The organism is Streptomyces sp. TRM68367 (genome assembly GCF_014495685.1).
GTDB lineage: Bacteria > Actinomycetota > Actinomycetes > Streptomycetales > Streptomycetaceae > Streptomyces.
Map to the genome: position 1 here is coordinate 96,185 of NZ_JACTVI010000014.1, position 21,117 is coordinate 117,301.

The following is a 21,117-nucleotide window of genomic DNA, read 5'->3' on the forward strand; positions in this document are numbered from 1 at the left end:
GGGAAGCGCCGGGGAGAGACAGTGAGGGGGAGCACGTGACGGGCGTGGACAGTGGTGCGGGGAGCGCGTTCCGTGCGGGGCCGCTGCTGCTCGGGGTACGGCACCACGGGCCGGGGTCCGCGCGGGCGGTGCGGGCCGCGCTGGAGGCGGCGCGGCCCCGGGTCGTGCTGATCGAGGGGCCGCCCGAGGCCGACGCGCTGATCCCGCTGGCCGCCGACGCGGGCATGTGTCCGCCGGTCGCCCTCCTCGCGCACGCCGTGGAGGAGCCCGGCCGGTCGGCGTTCTGGCCGCTGGCCGAGTTCTCCCCGGAGTGGGTTGCCATCCGCTGGGCCCTTGACCACGGCGTCCCGGCCCGCTTCATCGACCTGCCGGCCACGCACACGCTGGCGTGGGGGAGGCAGGAGGGTCAGGCGCCGGAGCCGCAGGACGGGGAGGGCGACCGCCGCGGGGGAGGGGCGGACGGCGAGGCGGGGCGTGCGCCGGACGCCGGGGCCGGGCAAGGCGGTGTGCCTGAGGCCGGGGCCGACAAGGGCGGCGATGAGGGTGGCCGTGCGGCCGGCCCCGGCGCCGATGTCCGGGTCGATCCGCTCGGGGTGCTTGCCGAGGCCGCCGGTTATGACGATCCCGAGCGGTGGTGGGAGGACGTCGTCGAGCACCGCGGTGTGGGGGAGGACGATGTGCTCGCGCCGTTCGGGGTGCTCGAAGAGGCCATGGGGGTGCTGCGGGAGACGTACGGGAGCGGGGGACACGACCGGGATCTCGTGCGGGAGGCGTACATGCGGCTCCAGGTGCGGGCGGCGCGGCGGGAGTTCGGCGACACCGTGGCGGTGGTGTGCGGGGCGTGGCACGTGCCCGCGCTGCGGCAGAAGGCGACCGTCACCGCCGACAGGGCGCTGCTCAAGGGGCTGCCCAAGGTCAAGGCGGACATGACGTGGGTGCCGTGGACGCACCGCAGGCTGGCCCGGGTCAGCGGGTACGGGGCGGGCATCGACTCGCCGGGTTGGTACGGGCACCTGTTCGGCGCGCCGGACCGGCCGGTCGAGCGGTGGATGACCAAGGTGGCCGGGCTGCTGCGGGCCGAGGACCGGATCGTCTCCTCGGCGCACGTCATCGAGGCCGTGCGGCTGGCGGAGACGCTCGCGGCGATGCGCGGCCGCCCGCTGCCCGGGCTGAGCGAGACGACCGACGCCGTGCGGGCGGCGATGTGCGAGGGCTCGGACGTGCCGCTGGCGCTGGTGCACGACCGGCTGGTTGTCGGGGACGTGCTGGGCGAGGTGCCCCCGGACGCGCCCGCGGTGCCGTTGCAGCGGGACCTCGACCGGACCCAGCGGCGGCTGCGGCTGAAGCCGGAGGCGCTGGAGCGGGAGGTGGAGCTCGACCTGCGCAAGGAGACCGACGCCGGGCGCAGCAGGCTCCTGCACCGGCTGCGGCTGCTCGGCGTCGCGTGGGGCGAGCCGGTCGCCTCGCGCGGGAGCACGGGCACGTTCCGGGAGACGTGGCGGCTGCGCTGGGAGCCGGAGCTGTCCGTGCGGGTTGCGGAGGCGGGGGTGTGGGGGACGACCGTGCTCGCCGCGGCGACCGCCAAAGCGGAGGCGGACGCTCTTGCCGCGCAGGGCCTCGCCGAGGTGACCGCGCTCGCCGAGCGCTGCCTGCTGGCCGAACTGCCGGAGGCGCTGCCGACGGTGATGCGGATCCTCGCCGACCGCGCGGCGCTCGACACAGACGTCGGCCACCTCGCCCAGGCCCTGCCGGCCCTGGTCCGCTCCCTCCGGTACGGCGACGTACGGGGCACGGACACCGGGGCGCTGACCGAAGTCGCCGCGGGCCTCGCCGAGCGGGTCTTCGTCGGCCTGCCCCCGGCCTGCGCCGCCCTGGACACCGACGCGGCCGAGGAGATGCGCCGCCATGTGGACGCCGTGCACGGGGCGGTGGGGCTCCTGGCCGACGCCGCCGCACCGGGGCGGGGTGATTCGGCCGACGTCTCGGCGTCCGGGCGGCGCGACTCGGGCGGCATGGCGGCAGCCGGGCGGGTGGGGTTGAGCGACGTGCCGGAACGGGGGTCGGCCGGTAGACCGGCACTGGGGCGAAAGGACTTGGGCTGTGTGCCGTCACCGGGGCGGCACGGCTCGGGCGGCATGGTGGCAGCCGGGCGGGTGGGCTTGAGCAATGCGCCGGAACCGGGGTTGGCCGGCAACTCGGCGCAGGGGCGGGAGGACTGGGGCAACGCCCCGGCGCAAGGCAGCGCCCAGGCACCGGCGAGGGACGTCCCGGACCGCACCCCCGGCCGCGGCGAGCTGCGATCCCGCTGGCGGTCTGTGCTGCGGGTGTTGTCCGCGCGGGACACCGTGCCCGGTGTGATCCGGGGGCGGGCCGTGCGGCTGTTGCTGGATGACGGGGAGCTGGGGCAGGACGAGGCGGCTCGGCTCATGGGGCTCGTGCTGTCGCCGGGGACGCCGCCGGCGGATGCGGCCGCGTGGATCGAGGGCTTCGTCGGCGGCGGCTCCGGTGGCGGGCTGCTGCTCGTGCACGACGAGCGGCTGCTCGGGCTGGTCGACGCCTGGTTGACCGGGGCGCCGGCGGAGGCGTTCACGGACGTACTGCCGCTGCTGCGGCGGACGTTCTCGGCGTATGAGCCCGGAGTGCGGCGCACGCTCGGCGAGCTGGTCCGGCGCGGACCGGGGACGCGGGCGAGCGCCAAGGCCGTCAGGTCCGGCCTGACCGGCTTCGGGACCGAGCCGGACGCGGAGCGGGCGGACGCCGTGCTGCCGGTGGTGCGGCTGCTGCTGGGCCTGGACGGAACGGACGAGGACGCCGCCAACCACCTGGTGGGGGCGGCGTGATGAACAACCTGACGGGGGTGGTGGCGTGATGGCGGCCGACGGAATGAGGGAGCCGAGGGAGCGGGCCGAAGAGGCGGATGCCCTCCGGCACGTGCGAGGGATCCGGGCGGAGAGCCGCCCGGCGACGACCGTGCCGGTGGTCCCGCTGTGGGAACGGCATCGCAAGGAGGTGCGCGGATGACGGCCGAAGCGACGGACCCGGCGCAGGAGCGGCTCAGGCGCTGGCGGCTGGTGCTCGGGGGCGACACCGCCGACGGCACCGGATGTGCGCTCAGCGGGCAGGAGGCCGCGATGGACGGGGCGCTGGCCGCGCTCTACGGGAAGGGGGACAAGGGGCAGCCGGGCCGGGACCGTTCGGCGGGGCTCGGGGCGTCGGCGCCGTCCGTGGCGCGCTGGCTCGGCGACATACGCACGTACTTCCCCTCGTCGGTCGTGCAGGTCATGCAGCGCGACGCCATCGACCGGCTCGGGCTGTCCACGCTGCTGCTGGAGCCGGAGATGCTGGAGGCGGTGGAGGCGGACGTGCACCTCGTCGGCACGCTGCTGTCGCTGAACAAGGCGATGCCGGAGACGACGAAGGAGACGGCACGGGCCGTCGTGCGCAAGGTCGTCGAGGACCTGGAGAAGCGGCTCGCCACCCGCACCCGGGCCACTCTCACCGGCGCCCTCGACCGCAGCGCCCGGGTCAGCCGGCCGCGCCACCACGACATCGACTGGAACCGCACGATCGCCGCGAACCTCAAGCACTACCTGCCGGAGTACGGGACGGTCGTGCCGGAGCGGCTCATCGGGTACGGGCGGGCGTCCCAGTCCCTGAAGAAGGAGGTCGTCCTCTGTATCGACCAGTCGGGATCGATGGCGGCGTCCGTCGTCTACGCCTCCGTGTTCGGGGCGGTGCTGGCGTCCATGCGCTCGATCAGCACGCGACTCGTCGTCTTCGACACGGCGGTCGTGGACCTCACCGACCAGCTCGACGACCCGGTCGACGTGCTGTTCGGCACGCAGCTCGGCGGCGGCACGGACATCAACCGGGCGCTCGCGTACTGCCAGTCGCAGATCACCCGGCCCGCGGAGACGGTGGTCGTGCTCATCAGCGACCTCTACGAAGGGGGGATACGGAACGAGATGCTCAAGCGGGTGGCGGCGATGAAGGCGTCGGGGGTGCAGTTCGTGACGCTGCTCGCGCTGTCGGACGAGGGGGCGCCCGCGTACGACCGGGAGCACGCGGCCGCGTTGGCGGCGCTGGGCGCGCCCGCCTTCGCCTGTACTCCCGACCTGTTCCCGGAGGTGATGGCGGCGGCGATCGAGAAGCGGCCCCTGCCGATACCGGACGCGGCCTGAGGAAGCGTCAAGGGGGGCTTTTCCCCGGCCATACGGCATACGGCTGAGCGGGGCGGGCTCAAGTAGGAACTGGTGACGATTTGTCGACCTATCGCCGGTGGACTTCTGCTAGCAAAACGGACATGAATGCCCATCGGTACCGGGGGGCTTGCGTGACCTCAGGCGGCACATGCAAGGATCGAGGCCTTGTCGGCGGTGCCCAGGGCTCCGCCCGTCCGTACGGGTCGTACCGACCCGACGCCCACAACGTGCCCACAACGCGTCTCGCGTTCCACCGCATGGGAGGAACCTCCCCGTCTTGACCTGGTCAGCAGTCCTGTCCGGTGCCGCTCTGCGCAGGATGCGCACGGCGGCCGGGCGGCGTGCGCTCCGAGCGGCGCTGCTGCTGGGCGCGGTGCTGGCGTTCGGGCTGCTCTGTGAGCAGCGGGCGCAGGCGGCCGAGGAGACTCCGGCGGCCGGGTCGGTGATCTCGGCCGGGACCGCGACCTCGGCTCCGGTAGAAGCGGGCGGCTCACGGGCGTTGACGCGGGACGTGGTCGGGCAGGTGCTCAACCGGCCGGACGAGCCGTCGTACCAGTCGTCGCATCAGTCGCATCAGTCGCATCAGTCGCATCAGCGGCATCAGTCGCCGCAGGAGCCGGGTGCTCGGGCCGGTAAGGGGGACGCGCTCACCGAACCCCCGTCTCGCCCTGCTCCCCACGAGCCCCTGCGTCCGGTGACCGATCGTGTCGTCGGGCCCGTGGGTGAGCGTGTCGTGCGGCCGGTCGATGACGTGGTCGGTTCGGTGACCGAGGGGTTGCGTGACGCGCAGGACAAGCTGCCGCTGCCGCCCCTGTCCCAGCTGCCGTCCCTGACGACGCCGCCGGACGCGCCCGTACTGCCGGGACCCCCTGGCGGTTCGACGCTGCCGGGGCTGCCCGGACTGCCCTCGCTCCCCGGGCTTCCGACGACCCCGGTCCACACGCTGCCCGCGCCCAGCACCCCGGCTCACCACCACCCCGCCACACCGCCGGCCAGGGAAGACACGCCCGGCGGACACGGCGACGCGCACGCACCGGCAGCCGCCCAGGGCCCGGAGTTCACCGACGCCGTGTCGGGCACCGGGACGCACGGCAGCGCACACCGTGCCCCCCCCGCCGGACCGGCCCCGGCTCCCCACACGCCCTCCGGTGACCTGGACAGCAGGCTGGCCCACGGTTCGGCTGCCGGCGGCGATACGCCGCGGCACGCCGACGCGCACGCCGTCCCGCTGAACCACCGGCCACCGCTGCGGCTCTTGCCCGGCGCCCTTGTGCGCGCCGACGCGGCCGAGACCCGGGACCGGTACCGGGACATTCCCGTTCCCCCCGCCTAGGGGCAGACCCCTTCCCCCGCCGCAGACCTGCCGCGCGGGGGCGGAAACAGGTCTGCCCGCCCGTCCGGACACCACCCCCACCTTTCCGGCTTTCCGGACGGATGTCGCCGGGGTCACCCCGGCGCCGGAATGTCCCCACCCCTCCGAGGTCCCGCCCCTCCCCCCACGGGCTTCGGAACTCCCGAGGATCTAAGGATCTGACGCAAGCATGAACAAGAACATCCGACGTTCCATCGTCATCGCCGCCGGCGTGACCGGCGCCTGGGCGCTGGGCTCCACCGTGGCCAGCGCCGACGAGCTGCCCGCCTCCACCCTCTCCGTACCGGACCCGACCGTCCACGCCCAGGCCGACGCCGATGTCACTTCTGGCACGGCCACCGGCACTCTCACCGACACGGTCGGTGGCATCGTCTCCGGCGTGCAGAACACCGTGCAGGACACCGTCGCGGGCGTCACCGGCGACGTGGCTTCGGCGACCGGCACGGCCCAGGACACCGCCGGCCGGGCCACGTCCACGGTCACCGACACCACCGCCGACGCCACCGCCACCGCCCGGCACAAGGCCGCGGCCCCCGCCGACGCCGCCGAGCAGGCCCGCCGGTACGTCGAGGCCGACGTCGCCGTCCCGCATGCGCCCAAGGTCAGGGGCGCGCAGGCCATCCAGGGCGCCAAGGCCGCCCGCGCCGCACAGGCCGAGGCCGACGCCACCGCCCACAGCGCGGTGTCCCACACGGCGGACCTCCGGAACCCGCAGGTCCCCCAGACCCCGAGGGACGGCATCGACTACCTCTTCGGCCCCCTCGCCGCCTTCGCCCCCGAGGTGGAGCAGCTGCTGGCCGGCGCCCAGACCAAGCTCCAGGCGGTCCAGTCGGCCGCCCACACCCAGGCGCAGGGCGTCGACGGCGTCGTTCGCACGAAGGCACAGCAGACGATCGCGACCGCGGGCCGCACGGCAACGGGCGTCAACGCCACCGCCCAGTCGGCGATCGGCACCCCGCAAACCGCCGTCACCGGCGTGACCCCGGCCGTCCCCGCCGCGCACACGGCCGCCATGACCGCACAGACCGCCGGGACCGGCACCGCCCAGAGCACGCTCGCCGGTGCCCAGTCCCGCGCCGACGCCGTCGCGGCCACCGCGCAGGGCGAGTTCGGGAAGGTCACGTCCGCCGCCGAGGCCTCCGTCTCCTCCGTGCCGAGTCACATCACCGGCGCCGCCGGCGGTGTCCGGCAGAAGGTCGTCGGCACGGTCGGTACGCTGCCCGGCACCGTCACGCCGGTTGTCGAGGAGACGCGTGACGCGGGGGTCCCGCCGGCGGCCGGTGCCGCCGTGGACGGGGTGCAGCCGATCGCCCACCAGACCAGCAGCGGCGCTGCCCCGGTAGCCCAGTACGCGGTCGCCGGTGCCGTCCCCGTCGCCGCCCACGCCGTGGACGGCGTTCAGCCGGTCGCCGGTGGGGCGGCGCAGGGGGTGACGCAGACCGCCGGTCACGCGGTCGACGCCGCGACCGGGCTGGCGTACGGCGTCGCCGCCGACGGGCAGTACGTGGCCGGGCAGGCGGTGGACGGCGTTCAGCCGATCGCCCACCAGGCCGTCGCCGACGCTCACCTCCTGGCCGACGGCACCGTCTCCGGCGTGCAGCCGGTCGGGCAGGGTGTCGTCGCGGACGTGCCGCCGTACGCCACCGGGCTGGCCGGTCAGGTCACTGCCGACGCCACCGGCTCCGCGCTGCCGCCGCTCGCCGGGGCCGTCGTGGACGGCGCGGTGTCCGTCGCCGGGCAGGCCGTGGCGGACGCGCAGGCGCTGGCGTACGGCGTGACGGGCGACCTCCAGTCCTTCCAGGGCGGTGCCGCCGGTGCCGCGGCGCCGTTCGCGTACGGCGTGGCCGGGCAGGCCGGTCCGGCCGCCGAGGGTGTCGCGGGCGAGGTACCGCAGTTCGCGTACGGCGTCACCGAGGCCGCCCGGCCCATCGTCGATCTGGTCCAGCCGGTCGCGCAGGGCGTGGCCGACAGCGCCACGGCGTTCGGGTACGGCGTCGCGGGCCACGCCGCGCCCGTCGCCGGCGAGGCCGACCCGTTCGTGCACGGCGTCGCCGGGCAGGCCGTTCCCTTCGCGCAGGACCTGACCGGCACCGTCCAGGGCACCGGTGGACCGCTGGCGGCCCACGCGGTCGCCGGCGCCGAGGCCACCGCCGAGACGAGCACGCCGGGCCACCTGCACGGCACGCAGTACGGCGCGCAGTACGGCATGCAGTACGGAACGCCGTACAGCGTCTGATCCCCGGGTGCCGTACGACGCCCCCGGACGAGCCCGGACGCCTCCGGCGTCCCCCGTCTGAGCCGTCGCACGACATCCGTCACCGCGACCACCGCCGCGGCGCGCACCGCGCACCACGGCGGGCGACCGGCTCCGCGGGGCGTCAGGACCGGGCGGCCGAATGCCGTCGGCTCGTCCGGGCCCGAAACCCCGCGGATGGGGCCGGGTGGTCCCCATTGGGGTGGGGATCAACCGCCCCGCACCCCGAGGAACGGGCCGTTCACGGCACTTCGGGGGTGCTCGACGGGCCTCACCGGGTCAACCCCAGCCCGGTGAGGCTCTTCACATGCGGCACGCTGTGCCAGAGAGCCAGGCACCATGTGACAGGTATCACCGCTCAGGTGTGACCCTCGATTTAGAGCCGCTCCGCAAGCGGCGATAACCTGCGAGACGGACATGCCGCGCGCTCGGACACCGTGTGCGCCTCCCTTGTGACACATGCGGACGTCACGTTGCCCTTCGCGGCACGCCCACGCATCCAACGAACCGCTAGATCACTGATAGGGACGGAAGCGCGTGGACCTGTTCGAGTACCAGGCGAGGGACCTCTTCGCCAAGCACGATGTACCGGTGCTGGCCGGTGAAGTCATCGACACGCCTGAGGCGGCCCGCGCAGCCACCGAGCGTCTCGGTGGCAAGTCCGTCGTCAAGGCTCAGGTGAAGGTCGGCGGCCGTGGCAAGGCCGGTGGCGTGAAGCTCGCCGCCACCCCGGACGAGGCCGTCGCCCGCGCGACGGACATCCTCGGCATGGACATCAAGGGCCACACGGTCCACAAGGTGATGATCGCCGAGACGGCTCCGGAGATCCTGGAGGAGTACTACGTCTCCTTCCTCCTCGACCGTGCCAACCGCACCTTCCTCTCCATCGCGTCCGTCGAGGGCGGCGTGGAGATCGAGGAGGTGGCCGCCACCCGCCCGGAGGCCGTCGCCAAGATCGCGATCGACCCGATCGACGGGGTCGACGAGGCCAAGGCTCAGGAGATCGTGGCCGCGGCGAAGTTCCCGGCCGAGGTCGCCACCAAGGTGGTGAACGTCCTCGTCACGCTGTGGCAGACCTTCATCGAGGAGGACGCCCTCCTCGTCGAGGTGAACCCGCTGGCCAAGGTCGCCTCCGGTGACGTCATCGCCCTCGACGGCAAGGTGTCGCTCGACGACAACGCCGAGTTCCGCCACCCCGACTTCGAGGATTTCCACGACAGGGCCGCGGCCAACCCGCTGGAGGCCGCCGCCAAGGCCAAGGGCCTGAACTACGTGAAGCTCGAGGGCGAGGTCGGCATCATCGGCAACGGCGCGGGTCTCGTGATGAGCACCCTGGACGTCGTCGCGTACGCCGGTGAGGCGCACAGCAACGTCAAGCCCGCCAACTTCCTCGACATCGGCGGTGGCGCCTCGGCCGAGGTCATGGCGAACGGCCTGGAGATCATCCTGGGCGACCCGGACGTCAAGTCCGTCTTCGTCAACGTCTTCGGCGGCATCACCGCCTGCGACGCCGTCGCCAACGGCATCGTGCAGGCCCTGGAGCTCCTCAAGAGCAAGGGCGAAGAGGTCAACAAGCCGCTGGTCGTGCGTCTCGACGGCAACAACGCCGAGCTGGGCCGCAATATCCTGACGGACGCGAACCACCCGCTGGTTCAGCAGGTGGACACCATGGACGGCGCGGCCGACAAGGCCGCCGAGCTGGCTGCTGCCGCGAAGTAAGGGACGAGGTCACACAACACCATGGCTATCTTCCTCACCAAGGAATCCAAGGTCATCGTCCAGGGCATGACCGGCTCCGAGGGCCAGAAGCACACCCGGCGCATGCTGGCCTCCGGCACGAACATCGTGGGCGGCGTGAACCCCCGCAAGGCGGGTCAGACCGTCGAGTTCGACGGCACCGAGGTACCCGTCTTCGGCTCCGTCAAGGACGCCATCGAGAAGACCGGTGCCGACGTCACGGTCATCTTCGTGCCGGAGAAGTTCACCAAGAGCGCGGTCGTCGAGGCCATCGACGCCGAGATTCCGCTCGCGGTCGTGATCACCGAGGGCATCGCGGTGCACGACTCGGCGTCCTTCTGGGCGTACGCGGGCAAGAAGGGCAACAAGACCCGCATCATCGGCCCGAACTGCCCCGGTCTGATCACCCCGGGTCAGTCCAACGCCGGCATCATCCCGGCCGACATCACCAAGCCGGGCCGGATCGGGCTGGTCTCGAAGTCCGGCACGCTGACGTACCAGATGATGTACGAGCTGCGGGACATCGGCTTCTCGACGTGTGTCGGTATCGGCGGTGACCCGATCATCGGTACGACGCACATCGACGCGCTGAAGGCGTTCCAGGACGACCCCGAGACCGACCTGATCGTCATGATCGGCGAGATCGGCGGCGACGCGGAGGAGCGGGCCGCGGCGTTCATCAAGGAGAACGTGACCAAGCCGGTCGTCGGCTACGTCGCGGGCTTCACCGCGCCGGAGGGCAAGACCATGGGGCACGCCGGTGCCATCGTCTCCGGTTCGTCTGGTACCGCCCAGGCGAAGAAGGAGGCGCTGGAGGCTGCGGGCGTGAAGGTCGGCAAGACGCCGACGGAGACTGCGAAGCTGGCGCGGGAGATTCTGGCCGGCTGAGGCCGGTTGCGCTGAAGGTTGGCAGGCCCGTTCCCCGGTGCGGGGGCGGGCCTGCCGGCGTTTCGCTCGCCGGCGGCCTGGCTGTCCGCGGCTATCCGGGCTCTGGCGTCAGCCTGTCCGGGCCGTGTTGCACGTGTTCGCGCAGCTTCGTGCGCAGTTCCAGGTCGGTCTGCGACAGCGGGCCCGGTGCCACCCTGGGCGGCACCCCGCTCACCGTCGCTCCCGGTGGGACCGGTGGTTCGTAGTGCGTGGGGGCCGTGTGCAGGGTGAGTGCTGTCGTGGCGATCAGGGCGATGGTGAAGGCGATGGCGGCGCGGGTCCAGTACTGGGCTCGGCGTTCGCTGCCCAGGCGTACCGTCGGTGGTTTGGCGGCGCGCAGGCGCTCGGTGGAGGCCAGTTCGTTGAGGCGGCGGTGCAGGGACTCCGGGTCCGACAGTTCCGGCAGACGCGCGGCGATCTCCTCGCGCGCGTGCAGGAGGCGGTGCGCGGTCGCCGCCGTGCTCGCCTCCGACTCCGCCGCCGTCTCCGGCAGGTCGAGGCCGACTCCGTCGTACAGCAGGAGCGTGCGGCGGTGTGACGGCGGGAGCTGTAGGAGTACGCCGAGCAGGGCCCGGTCGGCGGCGTCGGGGGGCGGTGGTTCGGGGTGCCGGTGGCGGGGGCGGAGGCGGTGCCAGGGGGAGAGGGCGTACTCGTACGCCGCCGCCCGTACCCAGCCCGCCGGGTCCCGGTCGCGGGCCACCTCCGGCCAGCGGTGCCAGGCGAGTTGGAAGGCCCGCTCGACCGACTCCCGCGCCAGCTCGCGCCGGCCGGTCAGCAGGTACGCCTGGCGGACGAGGGCCGGGGCGCAGAACGCGTACAGGGCGTCGAAGGCCTGAGCGGGGGTCAGCGGGGTCTGGGGAGTCAGGGGGGTCTGGGGGGTCTGGGGGGTCTGCCGGTCGGGTGACGGATCGGGTGAGGGGGCCGAGGGCTGCGGGGCCGAGAGCGTCGGGCGGCGGCTGCGGGGCCGGCGCTTCTCAAGGGGCACCGTGGGTTTCGCTTCGGGTGACGGCTTCTGAGGCGGCTCCTGGGACCGCCTCTGAGCGGCCGTCACTTTTCCCTTTTCGGAGAGGGTGGTCAGCACCTTCGCGTACGCCTCCCGTGTGCGGCCGCGCGGAGTGGTGCGGCCGGTCTCCCACGCGCGTACGGTCTCACGGCTGACGCCGACCCGCGCCGCGAGCTGAGCCTGTGTCAGCGCACCGGCCTCGCGCAGACGTCGGCGCTCCTTGGGCGGGGGGAGCGGGCTTGCAGGGCTCTGCGTCACAGGGCGCCCCTCCGTGCGAAAAAGAACATAAACGTATATTGAGCGACACGGCGTGCGTTCGCCTGTTACGAGGGGAAAGCGCGTGTCGTTGGGAGCATGGCGGGCGTGATCGAGATGACCGCTCGCCGACCGTCGCTGTCGCCCCTGCTCACCCGCATGCGCGGCCGTTCGCCCGGGCTGGCCGACGGCCTCCTGGGCGGCGTGTTCGCGGCGGGCCTCGGGCTGGGGGCGCTCGCCGTGCTCGTGATGGTGCTGTGGATCAGCTCGCCGTACCCCGACAGCGGGCCCGGAGGTGCGCTGCACATCGCCGCGGCCCTGTGGGTGCTGGCGCACGGTGCCGAACTGGTCCGCACCGACACGCTCTCCGGTGTCTCCGCGCCGGTGGGCGTCACGCCGCTGCTGCTGCTCGCGCTGCCGGTGTGGCTGGTGCACCGGGCGGCGCGGGATGCGACGGAGGGACGAGAGGAGGGGGCGCCGCTGCTGCCCGCGCGGACGGCGTGGGCGGGGGTCGTGCTCGGGTATCTCGCGGTCGGTGCGCCTGCCGTGCTGTATGCCGCGGGGGGTGAGCTGCGGCCCTCGTGGGTGGGAGCCGGGGTGTGTGTGCCGTTGGTCGCCGTGGTGGCGGCGGGGTCGGGGGTGTGGTCGGCGTACGGGTGTCCGGGGCGGCCGGTGGAGCGGGTGCTGCGTCGGGTGCTGCCGGTGGGCGTACGGCGGCTGCTTCTGTGTCCCGGTGGGCGGCTCGGTGTTGCGGCGCGGGCCGCGGCGGCCGGGGCGACGGTGCTGGTCGGGGGTGGGGCGTTGCTGGTGGCGGTGTCGCTGGTGTGGCACGGCGAGGTGGCGCGGGGGTCGTTTCTGCAGCTGACGGAGGCGTGGTCGGGGCGGTTTGCCGTGCTGCTGCTGTGTGCGGTGCTCGTGCCGAACGCGGCGGTGTGGGCGGTGGCGTATGCGGTGGGGCCGGGGTTTGCGCTCGGGGCGGGGCATGTGGTGGGGCCCTTGGCGGCGGATCCCGCTCCGCTGTTGCCGCCGTTTCCGCTGCTGGCGGCGGTGCCGGAGGCGGGGGTCGGGGGGCCGGTGAACTGGGTGGTCGGGGTGGTGCCGGTGATGGGTGGCGTGGTGGTGGGGTGGTTTGTGGGGCGGGCGGCCGAGGTGGTGGGCGGTGAGGGCGTGGGGGCGCGGTCGTGGCGGCGGACTGCTGGGGCTGCGGGGGCGGCGGCGGGGGTGTGCGCGGGTTTGCTTGCGGGGTTCGCGGGGTTGGCCGGCGGGCCGCTCGGGGGTGGGGCGCTGGCGCGGTTCGGGCCGGTGTGGTGGCAGGTGGGGGGAGCGGTGGCCGTGTGGGTCGGGGTGGTGGCGGTTCCTGTGGCGGTGGGGGTGCGGGGGTGGCGGTGCCGGGGGAAGTCGGCGGACGGGGGAGAGGCCGCGGGGAGTGGTGGCTCGGAGGAGCGGCGGCGGTTTCGCGGGGTGCGGTGGCGGGCGCGTGGGAAGGGGGCCGAGGGGAGGGAAGGGGCGGAGCGGCCTGTGGTGCCGGAGCCTGCGGAGGCGGCGAGTGCAGGGGGGTACGCACCGGTACTGCGGGCCTACGACGACGACACCCCGTACGGCGTTGTCGACCGCGACGATGCCACGTTGTCGCCGTATGACTTGCTGCCCTCCTCCGACGGTCCGACGGAGCCGGCGTCCGGGGCGCGTTGGGATGACGATGCGACCCGCCGGGCGCGGTGGGACGCGCTGACGCAGGCGTCCACGGCGGCGGAGTCGGCGGAGCCAGCGGACACACCGAACACGCTCTGATCAGACGCCGGCCGCTGCGGTTGCCGTCGGGGTGCTCTCGCCCCCGCCGCCCCTACCCGTGCCGTCCCCGGGGGCTGCCGCCCCCGGATCCCCGCGTCGGCCTGAACGGCCTCGTCCGCAAACGCCGGACGGGCTGAGATTGCCGGCCTGCGTGGAGAAGTGGCCGCCGGCCTCAGCTGTCCGTGCCCAGCAACCCCCGCAGTTCCTTCGGCAGAAGGTCGGTGCAGGACTGCTTGGCCTCGTTGGTGAGGGCGTCGTTGGTGCAGGTGTAGTAGTCGCTGTAGACCAGCTGGGCGGTGAAGGTCGCGGCGACCAGGGCGATGGCCAGGGAGGCGGTGACCAGGCCGCTCACCGCGGCTGTGGTCTGGGGGCGGCCGGGGGTGTCCTGCGCGGGGGCGTCGGGGTCGGCGGCGGCGCGGGGCTTGGCGCGGAGGGCGCTGATGCCCCAGTAGAGCGAGAGGGCGCCGAGCAGGAGCGCGACGTACGGCCAGCTGAAGAGGGCGAAGAAGAAGGCCCACATGCCGGAGAGCAGGGCGTAACGGGCGCGGCGCTGGGCGGGGTCCGTCGGGTCCCAGCGCAGTCCGCCGCTAGGCTGCGTGCCGCCCGGGCCCTCGGGCGTACCGCCGGGGCGCTCGCCGAAGCCGCCGGAGGAGCGGCCGGGCTGGCGGTCGCTCCAGCCCCGGCCCCACGGGGAGCGACCCTCGTCCGACTGCGACTCGTCGTCGTCGCCTGCCGGGCGCCGCGGCTGCCAGGGCCGGTCCGGCGAGCCCTCCGGCGGCGGCGCGAACGGGTTGTCCTCCTGGGCCGCCCCGCTCCGCTCGTCGGTCTTCTTGCCCGAGGACGCGTCCTTCTTGCCCGAGGACGCGTCGGGCGGCGAGGCGGGGCGCTCCCGCAGCAACACGCCGCTGCGCTCCCCTCCCTGCATCGGCTGCGGGGGGAGCGTGAGGAGTCGCAGGCTGCGGTCCGGCATCAAGTGAGCGTCTTCCCCTTGGTGAGTCCTGGCGTGTCGTGGTCGGTGCGACCTGAGTACGACTGAGCTGGCGCGTTCCGAAACGGTGCGTGCCCGGGTCCGTCATCATGTGAACGCATCGTGCCCAGAACGCGTTCCCGAACCAGCTCCTCCAAGACGCTACCTTCCGGCCACGCCCCCGTCCCGTGGGGGCCGCCCGGTGTGCCGGTATCGTTGCTGACGGTCGGCCGCTTCGTAGGCTTCCCCGTATTCGGGGGCGTGAAGCATTCGTATGAAGGTACAGAGCGAGCCCGCGCCGCCGGCCGGCCGTGAACAGACGCTTTCCCCAGAAAGGGCCCCACTGTGGCCGCCAAGCCCGTGGCCGAGCGCCCCAAGCGCCTCGTCGTGCTGGTCTCCGGATCCGGCACCAATCTCCAGGCGCTGCTCGACGAGATCGCCGGGACCGGCCCGGAGGCCTACGGCGCCGAGGTCGTGGCCGTCGGCGCCGACCGCACCGGCATCGAGGGGCTAGCGCGGGCCGAGCGCGCCGGGCTGCTGACCTTCGTGTGCCGGGTCAAGGACCACGGGACGCGTGCGGAGTGGGATGCCGCCCTCGCCGAGGCCGTCGCCGCCTTCGAGCCCGACCTCGTCGTCTCCGCCGGGTTCATGAAGATCGTCGGCAAGGAGTTCCTCGCGCGCTTCGGCGGGCGGTTCGTCAACACGCACCCCGCCCTCCTGCCCAGTTTTCCGGGAGCCCACGGTGTACGGGACGCGCTCGCGTACGGCGCCAAGGTCACCGGCTGCACCGTCCACTTCGTCGACGACGGCGTCGACACCGGCCCGATCATCGCGCAGGGCGTGGTGGAGGTCCGGGACGAGGACGACGAGAGCGCTCTGCACGAGCGCATCAAGGAAGTCGAGCGAAGGCTGCTCGTCGAGGTCGTGGGGCGGCTCGCCCGCAACGGCTATCGCATTGAGGGACGAAAGGTAGTTATCCAGTGACCGCCGAGAGCAACAAGCGGCCGATTCGCCGGGCGCTCGTCAGCGTCTACGACAAGACCGGGCTGGAAGAGCTGGCGCGCGGGCTGCACGAGGCCGGTGTCGAACTCGTCTCCACCGGTTCCACCGCCGCCCGCATCGCCGCCGCCGGCGTCCCCGTCACCAAGGTCGAGGACCTCACCGGCTTCCCCGAGTGCCTGGACGGCCGCGTCAAGACCCTGCACCCGAAGATCCACGCGGGCATCCTCGCCGACCTGCGCCTGGAGGACCACCGCCGGCAGCTGCAGGAGCTGGGGACCGAGCCGTTCGACCTGCTCGTGTCCAACCTCTACCCCTTCCGCGAGACCGTCGCCTCCGGCGCGAGCCCCGACGAGTGCGTCGAGCAGATCGACATCGGCGGCCCGTCCATGGTGCGCGCCGCCGCCAAGAACCACCCGTCGGTCGCCGTGGTCACCAGCCCGGCCCGGTACGGCGACGTCCTCCAGGCGGTCAGGGAGGGCGGCTTCGACCTCGCCGCACGCAAGCGCCTGGCCGCCGAGGCCTTCCGGCACACGGCGGAGTACGACGTCGCCGTCGCCTCCTGGTTCGCCTCCGCCTACGCCCCGGCCGACGAGTCGCAGTTCCCCGACTTCCTCGGCGCCACCCTGGAGCGCGCGCACACCCTGCGCTACGGCGAGAACCCGCACCAGCCCGCCGCCCTGTACACCTCCGGCGAGGGCGGCCTCGCGGCGGCCGAGCAGTTGCACGGCAAGGAGATGTCGTACAACAACTACACGGACACGGACGCCGCCCGCCGTGCCGCGTACGACCACGCCGAGCCCTGCGTCGCCATCATCAAGCACGCCAACCCGTGCGGTATCGCGATCGGCGCGGACCTTGCCGAGGCGCACCGCAAGGCGCACGCCTGCGACCCGGCCTCCGCGTACGGCGGCGTGATCGCCGTCAACCGGCCGGTCAGCAAGGCGATGGCCGAGCAGGTCGCCGAGATCTTCACCGAGGTCATCGTCGCGCCCGACTACGAGGACGGTGCGCTGGAGGCCCTCACCAAGAAGAAGAACATCCGCGTGCTGCGCTGCTCCGACGGCCCCGCCCACCCGGTCGAGGTCAAGCCGATCGACGGCGGCGCCCTGCTCCAGGTCGCCGACCGGCTCCAGGCCGAGGGCGACGACCCGGCCAACTGGACGCTGGCCAGCGGCGAGCCGCTGAGCGAGGCCGAGCTGAAGGAGCTGGCGTTCGCCTGGAAGGCGTGCCGCGCGGTGAAGTCCAACGCGATCCTGCTCGCCAAGGACGGCGCCTCCGTCGGCGTGGGCATGGGCCAGGTCAACCGCGTCGACTCCTGCAGGCTCGCCGTCGAGCGAGCGGGTGAGGAGCGCTCCCGGGGCTCCTACGCGGCCTCGGACGCGTTCTTCCCGTTCCCGGACGGCCCGGAGATCCTGATCAACGCCGGTGTGAAGGCCATCGTCCAGCCGGGCGGCTCCATCCGTGACGAGCTCGCAGTGGAGGCCGCGAAGAAGGCGGGCGTCACGATGTACTTCACCGGGACGCGGCACTTCTTCCACTGAGCCGTGCTTCTCGCCGTGGGCGGCGCTACGTGGTACCGCGTAGCGCCGCCCACGTGTTGGGCCCCACGTCGCCGTCGAACCTTCACCGCGGCCAGCCCCACGCCGTCCCCGGTTACGGCAGGCGTCCTGCTGCCGGCACCGTCGGCAGGCTGCGCCCCGCCGTCGGTGGCCAGCGCCAGACAGACCCGCCCCATGCCGCCGCTGCCGAGCCGCCCGAGCGGCACGTACGGCCCGATCCGGGGCGGATCCCCGGGCTCCAGCGGCGTCGCCCCCGCCTGCTGCAACGCCGCGTGCCCGGCCGCCGGTGTGTCCGGCGTACCGGGTCGCTGGTCTGTCATGAGTCCCCCGACTTCACTTGCTCCACAACGCGCTGGTGTGTCCCGCCAGTTGACGAGAGGCTACCGTCCCAGGAGGGGCGGGCGGGCGAGCGGTACCTGGAAGGTTCCAGGGTCGCGGAGCGGTGCGAGGAAGGGCCGCGGCGGGCGGACTCGCCCTGACCATCGCCCGGCAGCTGGAACTGCGCCCGGCACGGAAGGCGGTGCGGGGGTGGACCGCGCCGCCCTCCGTGTCCCAGCCACGATGTGCCGTGCCCCGGCCCCTGCGCCACCGCGGCCGGCGAGATGGGGTGATCATGGGACGAGGTCGACTCTGACCTGCGGTGATGTCGTCCCGCGCGGGGTGGGGGCGGGACATCGGACCCAGTGTGTGGGATGTGGGGAGAGCGGGCGGACGGCGTGGTCACGTCACCTTGGTCTGGCATTCTTTCCGAGGCTTTTCGGACATACGTGGGGGTGGACCATGTCCCGCTGGAAGGAACTGCCCGAGTCGCTCGACCCACGGCTCGGACAGCTCGTCGTGCAGTTGCGCGAGCACAAGGACCATTGCGGGCTGAGTATCACGGCGCTCGCATCGCGGACGGGGGTTCGGCAAGTCCTCCTGGGACCGCTACCTCAACGGCCGCGCGCTGCCGCCGGAGGAGGCCGTCGAGGCGCTCGCGCGGGCCTGCGACACGGAGGCCGCGCCGCTGCTCGCGCTGCGGGAACTGGCGGCGGAGGCACCCAAGGAGACGGCCACGGCAGCGACTACGGAACCGGACCCGGACACGGATCCGGGCGTGGAACCGGGCCTGAACCCGGAGGTGGCCGCCGAGGAGACCGTGCGCAGGGCCGTCCCCTCCCGCCCGCCCATCCCCTGGCTCGCCATCCTGCTCTCCTCCGTCACCACGTCCCTGGTGATGCTGGCCGGACTCATGGTCCTCGCCCCCTGGGAGAACGCGACCACGACCGCCGCCGTCGACCGGAAGCCGCACGCCGGTGCCGTCCACCCCAGCCTGGGGACGTTCGCCTACAGGGCGGGCACGACGTACGAGTGCGAGGTCGCGCGGGACGACGAGGACGGCCTGCTCTACGCGGGCTACAGCCGTACGCGCTCGGAGATGGTCCAGCGGGACGCCTCCCGCTGGACGGTGGTGGAGATCCAGTGCCTGCTGGAGCACCACGGCATCGCGCCGGGCGTCGTCGACGGCGCCTTCGGCAGCAACACGGAACGGGCGGTACGGCGGCTCCAGAACCGGGCGCGCATAGCGGTGGACGGGATCGTCGGCCCCGACACCTGGAAGGCGCTGCGCGCATGAGCGACGACCAGGGCGCCCGGCCGTCTGGCGGCGCGCGGGACGTGCCCCCGGAGTGCGCCCGGCTCGCCGCGACGCTGCGCGAGCTGCGCGCCGGTATGGGGCTGAGCCTGGCCGCGCTCGCCGCCAGGACGCCGTACAGCAAGTCGTCGTGGGAGCGGTACCTCAACGGCCGCACCCTGCCGCCCCGCCGGGCCGTGGAACACCTCTGCACACTGGCCGGGACGGACCCCCAGCGCCCGCTGGCCCTGTGGGCCCTGGCGGAGACGGCATGGAGCGGCCGTACGGGACGACCGGAGAAGCGGAAGCGGACGGCACCGGATACGAGACCGAACACCAGGCCGTCCGCGACAACACCGCCTACGACGACACCGCCGACGACAGTCCCGGTCCCGCCCGCCGAGGAACCGCCGAGGCCCCGCCCCCGCGTCTCCCGCCTCCACGCCGCGATCCTCGGTGGCGTGGCCCTCCTCGCCGCGGGGACACTGATCGTGCTGTCCCGCGCGGGCGGCGGCGACGGCGGCGGTCCGGCCGGAAACCGCACAGCCGCGGCGGACCTCTCCGCCCCGATCCCCGGCTGTCAGGGCGCCGCATGCACCGGCAAGGACGCCGAGGACCAGGAATGCTCCACGGCCGCGCAGCCCCCCACCTCCCTCGGCGAACAACGCCTGGACGGCACGATGGTCAAGGTGCGCTTCTCCGCGGTGTGCACCACGGTGTGGGCCCGCATCGACCGGGGTACGGTCGGCGACCACGTCGAGATCGCCGTACCGGGGACCGAGGTCCAACGAGCCCGGGTCAAGGACCGCTTCGACGCGATGGGCTCGCTGTCGACCCCCATGGCGCACGCACCCGACGCCGTACTGAACCGCGTACGGGCGTGCCTGGTACGCCAGGGCGAACGCCACTGCTTCACGGCGACGCCGGACTGGACGCCGGACCGAGCGACGGTTCAGCCGCTGCGGGCCCCGGCCCTGCCGCCGTCGTTCATGTAGTCCGCCCCTTGTCGGCCAGGTTGCTGACGGGCGTTTCACGTGCCGCGCGCGACAACGCGGCCTGCCGCGCCGTACGGAGGTCCTTCAGCACGGCGGTGCGGGCTCGCGGCAACGCCTTCTCGACCTCCTTCTGCGCCCGGAGGACCTGCTCGGCGAGACCGGCCTCGGCCTGGCACGCGGCGTCCCGTACGGCGATCCGCAGCTCTTCCTTCCCGGCGGCGCGGAGGGCGGCCGTGTCCGACCCGGCGGAGTCGAGCCGCTGCCGCAGCGCCTTGAGCGGGTCCTCGCGGTGCCGGTACCGGAACCCTTCGTCCCGCATGCACGCGGCCCATTTCCGCTCTGCCGCCCGTACGAGGGCGTGATCGAGTGTGTCCCGCACGATCGCGTTGCTGACGTGCTGCAACGTGTAGTAACTGCGCTCCCAGGACGCGCCGTACAGCGCCCGGCGCGCGACAGCCACACAGGAGTCGGTCGGCACCGACACGGTCGGCCCGTCCTTCAGCGCGATCTCCTCACGCGGTCCGTCCGGCGCCCCCTTGAGTGCTTCGTCCCACGCGCGGCGAGCACGCTCGGACAGCGCGGACACCCGCTGGGCGTTCGGATCGGCGGGTGGCTTCTTCAACCGCTGTACGGTCAGTCCGTAGCCGTCCTGCGCCGCCCGGCCGCGCGTCAGCAGGCCGTACGGGCTCGCCGTCGCCGTCCGCCGGGCATCGCCGCCCGGCACCACGCTGTAGTCGAGCCCCCGGCTCTCCATGCACCTCTTCACCCCCTGCTCCTCGGCCCGGTGCAGCGCGGCGGACTCGGCTGCGGTGAAGTGGAGGGCGCCGCCGAGGGGCCGGGGGTCGGGCACGTTCTCCGCCGCGGCCTCGCGGCCGGATGCCGAGGAGCACCCGGCCGCGAGAAGCGCTGCGGCGGTCAGCCACAGCAGTTTGCGCATGGGGTCACACGCACCAGTTGTTGGAGGCGAGGTCGTCGGCGAAGTCACCGCTGCGGAACGCATCCAGGTTGCCGATGCGGAATCCGCGCGAGAGGACGAAGGAGTCGCCCCTGTAGTTCGGCTCGTCGTAGATGCGGACGTTGCAGGATTTGCCGTTGTTGTAGACCGATTCGGCGTTGTTGAACTTGTTGTACTGGAGCAGGTCGCGGTTGTCCCCGAAGACCTGGCCCGGGCTCCCCGCGCCGCCGTCCCCGAGGTAGGCGCACAGCGCTCCGGAGTCACACTGAGCGTACGAGGCGTTCGCCGGGGTGGCGGTGGCGGCGATGCCCAGTCCTGCGAGCGCTGCCGCACCGAATGCCGTTGCGATCTTGTGCCGGATCATATGATGTCCTCCCGTTGTAAGCCACTTGCGGCTGTTGCATCACTCTGGGGGAGCTGCGGGAGGAGGGGAACCTGGAAAGTTTCAGGTTCCGTCAGGCTGCTTCCCGCAGGAAGGTGAGCGGA

15 protein-coding genes and 1 pseudogene are annotated in these 21,117 nt (G+C 73.3%); 11 read left to right on the forward strand and 5 right to left on the reverse strand.

Translation table 11 applies throughout. The features are described from left to right. Window positions 1-35 precede the first annotated feature (35 nt). The 6 genes from H8R17_RS12820 to sucD all read left to right on the forward strand — a co-directional run bounded on the left by H8R17_RS12820 (window position 36) and on the right by sucD (window position 10,453). On the forward strand, window positions 36-2,840 hold the full coding sequence (locus tag H8R17_RS12820) for a DUF5682 family protein (protein ID WP_316959386.1): 2,805 nt from the start codon (window positions 36-38) through the stop codon (window positions 2,838-2,840). 177 nt (window positions 2,841-3,017) lie between these two features. Then, complete coding sequence (locus H8R17_RS12825) at window positions 3,018-4,181, forward strand: VWA domain-containing protein (protein WP_187823290.1); 1,164 nt, start codon at window positions 3,018-3,020, stop codon at window positions 4,179-4,181. Window positions 4,182-4,479: 298 nt separating this feature from the next. Then, the gene (locus H8R17_RS12830) at window positions 4,480-5,535 is read left to right on the forward strand and encodes a hypothetical protein (RefSeq protein ID WP_187823291.1); all 1,056 of its coding nucleotides are present in this window, start codon (window positions 4,480-4,482) and stop codon (window positions 5,533-5,535) included. Window positions 5,536-5,743: 208 nt separating this feature from the next. Beyond that, window positions 5,744-7,810, forward strand: coding sequence for a hypothetical protein (locus tag H8R17_RS12835; RefSeq protein WP_187823292.1), 2,067 nt, complete (start codon window positions 5,744-5,746; stop codon window positions 7,808-7,810). 555 nt (window positions 7,811-8,365) lie between these two features. Next, complete coding sequence (sucC, locus tag H8R17_RS12840; RefSeq protein WP_187823293.1) at window positions 8,366-9,547, forward strand: ADP-forming succinate--CoA ligase subunit beta; 1,182 nt, start codon at window positions 8,366-8,368, stop codon at window positions 9,545-9,547. Window positions 9,548-9,568: 21 nt separating this feature from the next. After that, entirely contained in the window at window positions 9,569-10,453 is an 885-nt protein-coding gene (gene sucD, locus H8R17_RS12845; RefSeq protein ID WP_187823294.1) for a succinate--CoA ligase subunit alpha, read from the forward strand. Window positions 10,454-10,544: 91 nt separating this feature from the next. On the opposite strand, the gene H8R17_RS12850 is transcribed toward sucD, so the two are convergent. Continuing rightward, entirely contained in the window at window positions 10,545-11,753 is a 1,209-nt protein-coding gene (locus H8R17_RS12850) for a helix-turn-helix domain-containing protein (RefSeq protein WP_187823295.1), read from the reverse strand. A gap of 96 nt (window positions 11,754-11,849) precedes the next feature. Here H8R17_RS12850 and H8R17_RS12855 point away from each other — a divergent pair, with 96 nt between their 5' ends. Further along, window positions 11,850-13,541 carry a DUF6350 family protein gene (locus H8R17_RS12855; protein WP_187823296.1) on the forward strand — a complete coding sequence of 564 codons (1,692 nt, stop codon included), beginning with the start codon at window positions 11,850-11,852 and terminating at the stop codon, window positions 13,539-13,541. Window positions 13,542-13,713: 172 nt separating this feature from the next. Here H8R17_RS12855 and H8R17_RS12860 read toward each other — a convergent pair whose 3' ends face one another. Then, window positions 13,714-14,511 (reverse strand): hypothetical protein, encoded by a 798-nt coding sequence (locus H8R17_RS12860; RefSeq protein WP_187823297.1) that lies wholly within the window; start codon window positions 14,509-14,511, stop codon window positions 13,714-13,716. 342 nt (window positions 14,512-14,853) lie between these two features. On the opposite strand from H8R17_RS12860, the gene purN reads away from it, so the two are divergent. Both purN and purH read left to right on the forward strand, forming a co-directional pair. Beyond that, window positions 14,854-15,492: a phosphoribosylglycinamide formyltransferase gene (gene purN / locus H8R17_RS12865; RefSeq protein WP_187823298.1), complete on the forward strand. Its 639-nt coding sequence runs from the start codon at window positions 14,854-14,856 to the stop codon at window positions 15,490-15,492. Then, window positions 15,489-17,051, forward strand: coding sequence for a bifunctional phosphoribosylaminoimidazolecarboxamide formyltransferase/IMP cyclohydrolase (purH, locus tag H8R17_RS12870; RefSeq protein WP_187823299.1), 1,563 nt, complete (start codon window positions 15,489-15,491; stop codon window positions 17,049-17,051). The genes purN and purH overlap by 4 nt, the downstream gene beginning before the upstream one ends. A gap of 56 nt (window positions 17,052-17,107) precedes the next feature. On the opposite strand, the pseudogene H8R17_RS49190 reads toward purH, so the two are convergent. Then, a pseudogene (locus H8R17_RS49190) lies at window positions 17,108-17,389 on the reverse strand (hypothetical protein); the annotation flags it as partial. Window positions 17,390-18,165: 776 nt separating this feature from the next. Between H8R17_RS49190 and H8R17_RS12875 the strand changes: the two are divergent. Both H8R17_RS12875 and H8R17_RS12880 read left to right on the forward strand, forming a co-directional pair. Then, window positions 18,166-18,684: a peptidoglycan-binding domain-containing protein gene (locus H8R17_RS12875; RefSeq protein ID WP_316959387.1), complete on the forward strand. Its 519-nt coding sequence runs from the start codon at window positions 18,166-18,168 to the stop codon at window positions 18,682-18,684. Then, entirely contained in the window at window positions 18,681-19,676 is a 996-nt protein-coding gene (locus H8R17_RS12880; RefSeq protein WP_187823300.1) for an XRE family transcriptional regulator, read from the forward strand. The genes H8R17_RS12875 and H8R17_RS12880 overlap by 4 nt, the downstream gene beginning before the upstream one ends. Here the strand turns inward: H8R17_RS12880 and H8R17_RS12885 are convergent. Both H8R17_RS12885 and H8R17_RS12890 read right to left on the reverse strand, forming a co-directional pair. Continuing rightward, the gene (locus H8R17_RS12885) at window positions 19,669-20,613 is read right to left on the reverse strand and encodes a hypothetical protein (protein ID WP_187823301.1); all 945 of its coding nucleotides are present in this window, start codon (window positions 20,611-20,613) and stop codon (window positions 19,669-19,671) included. The genes H8R17_RS12880 and H8R17_RS12885 overlap by 8 nt on opposite strands. Window positions 20,614-20,617: 4 nt before the next feature. Next, window positions 20,618-20,995 (reverse strand): peptidase inhibitor family I36 protein, encoded by a 378-nt coding sequence (locus tag H8R17_RS12890; RefSeq protein ID WP_187823302.1) that lies wholly within the window; start codon window positions 20,993-20,995, stop codon window positions 20,618-20,620. Between the last annotated feature and the right edge of the window lie 122 nt (window positions 20,996-21,117).

Bases quoted from the DNA above. Each gene is read 5' to 3' on its own strand.
- H8R17_RS12825 (WP_187823290.1), top strand. From the start codon at position 3,018: ATGACGGCCGAAGCGACGGACCCGGCGCAGGAGCGGCTCAGGCGCTGG.
- H8R17_RS12835 (WP_187823292.1), top strand. From the start codon at position 5,744: ATGAACAAGAACATCCGACGTTCCATCGTCATCGCCGCCGGCGTGACC.
- sucD (WP_187823294.1), top strand. From the start codon at position 9,569: ATGGCTATCTTCCTCACCAAGGAATCCAAGGTCATCGTCCAGGGCATG.
- H8R17_RS12855 (WP_187823296.1), top strand. From the start codon at position 11,850: ATGGCGGGCGTGATCGAGATGACCGCTCGCCGACCGTCGCTGTCGCCC.
- H8R17_RS12860 (WP_187823297.1), bottom strand. From the start codon at position 14,511: ATGCCGGACCGCAGCCTGCGACTCCTCACGCTCCCCCCGCAGCCGATG.
- H8R17_RS12880 (WP_187823300.1), top strand. From the start codon at position 18,681: ATGAGCGACGACCAGGGCGCCCGGCCGTCTGGCGGCGCGCGGGACGTG.
- H8R17_RS12885 (WP_187823301.1), bottom strand. From the start codon at position 20,613: ATGCGCAAACTGCTGTGGCTGACCGCCGCAGCGCTTCTCGCGGCCGGG.
- H8R17_RS12890 (WP_187823302.1), bottom strand. From the start codon at position 20,995: ATGATCCGGCACAAGATCGCAACGGCATTCGGTGCGGCAGCGCTCGCA.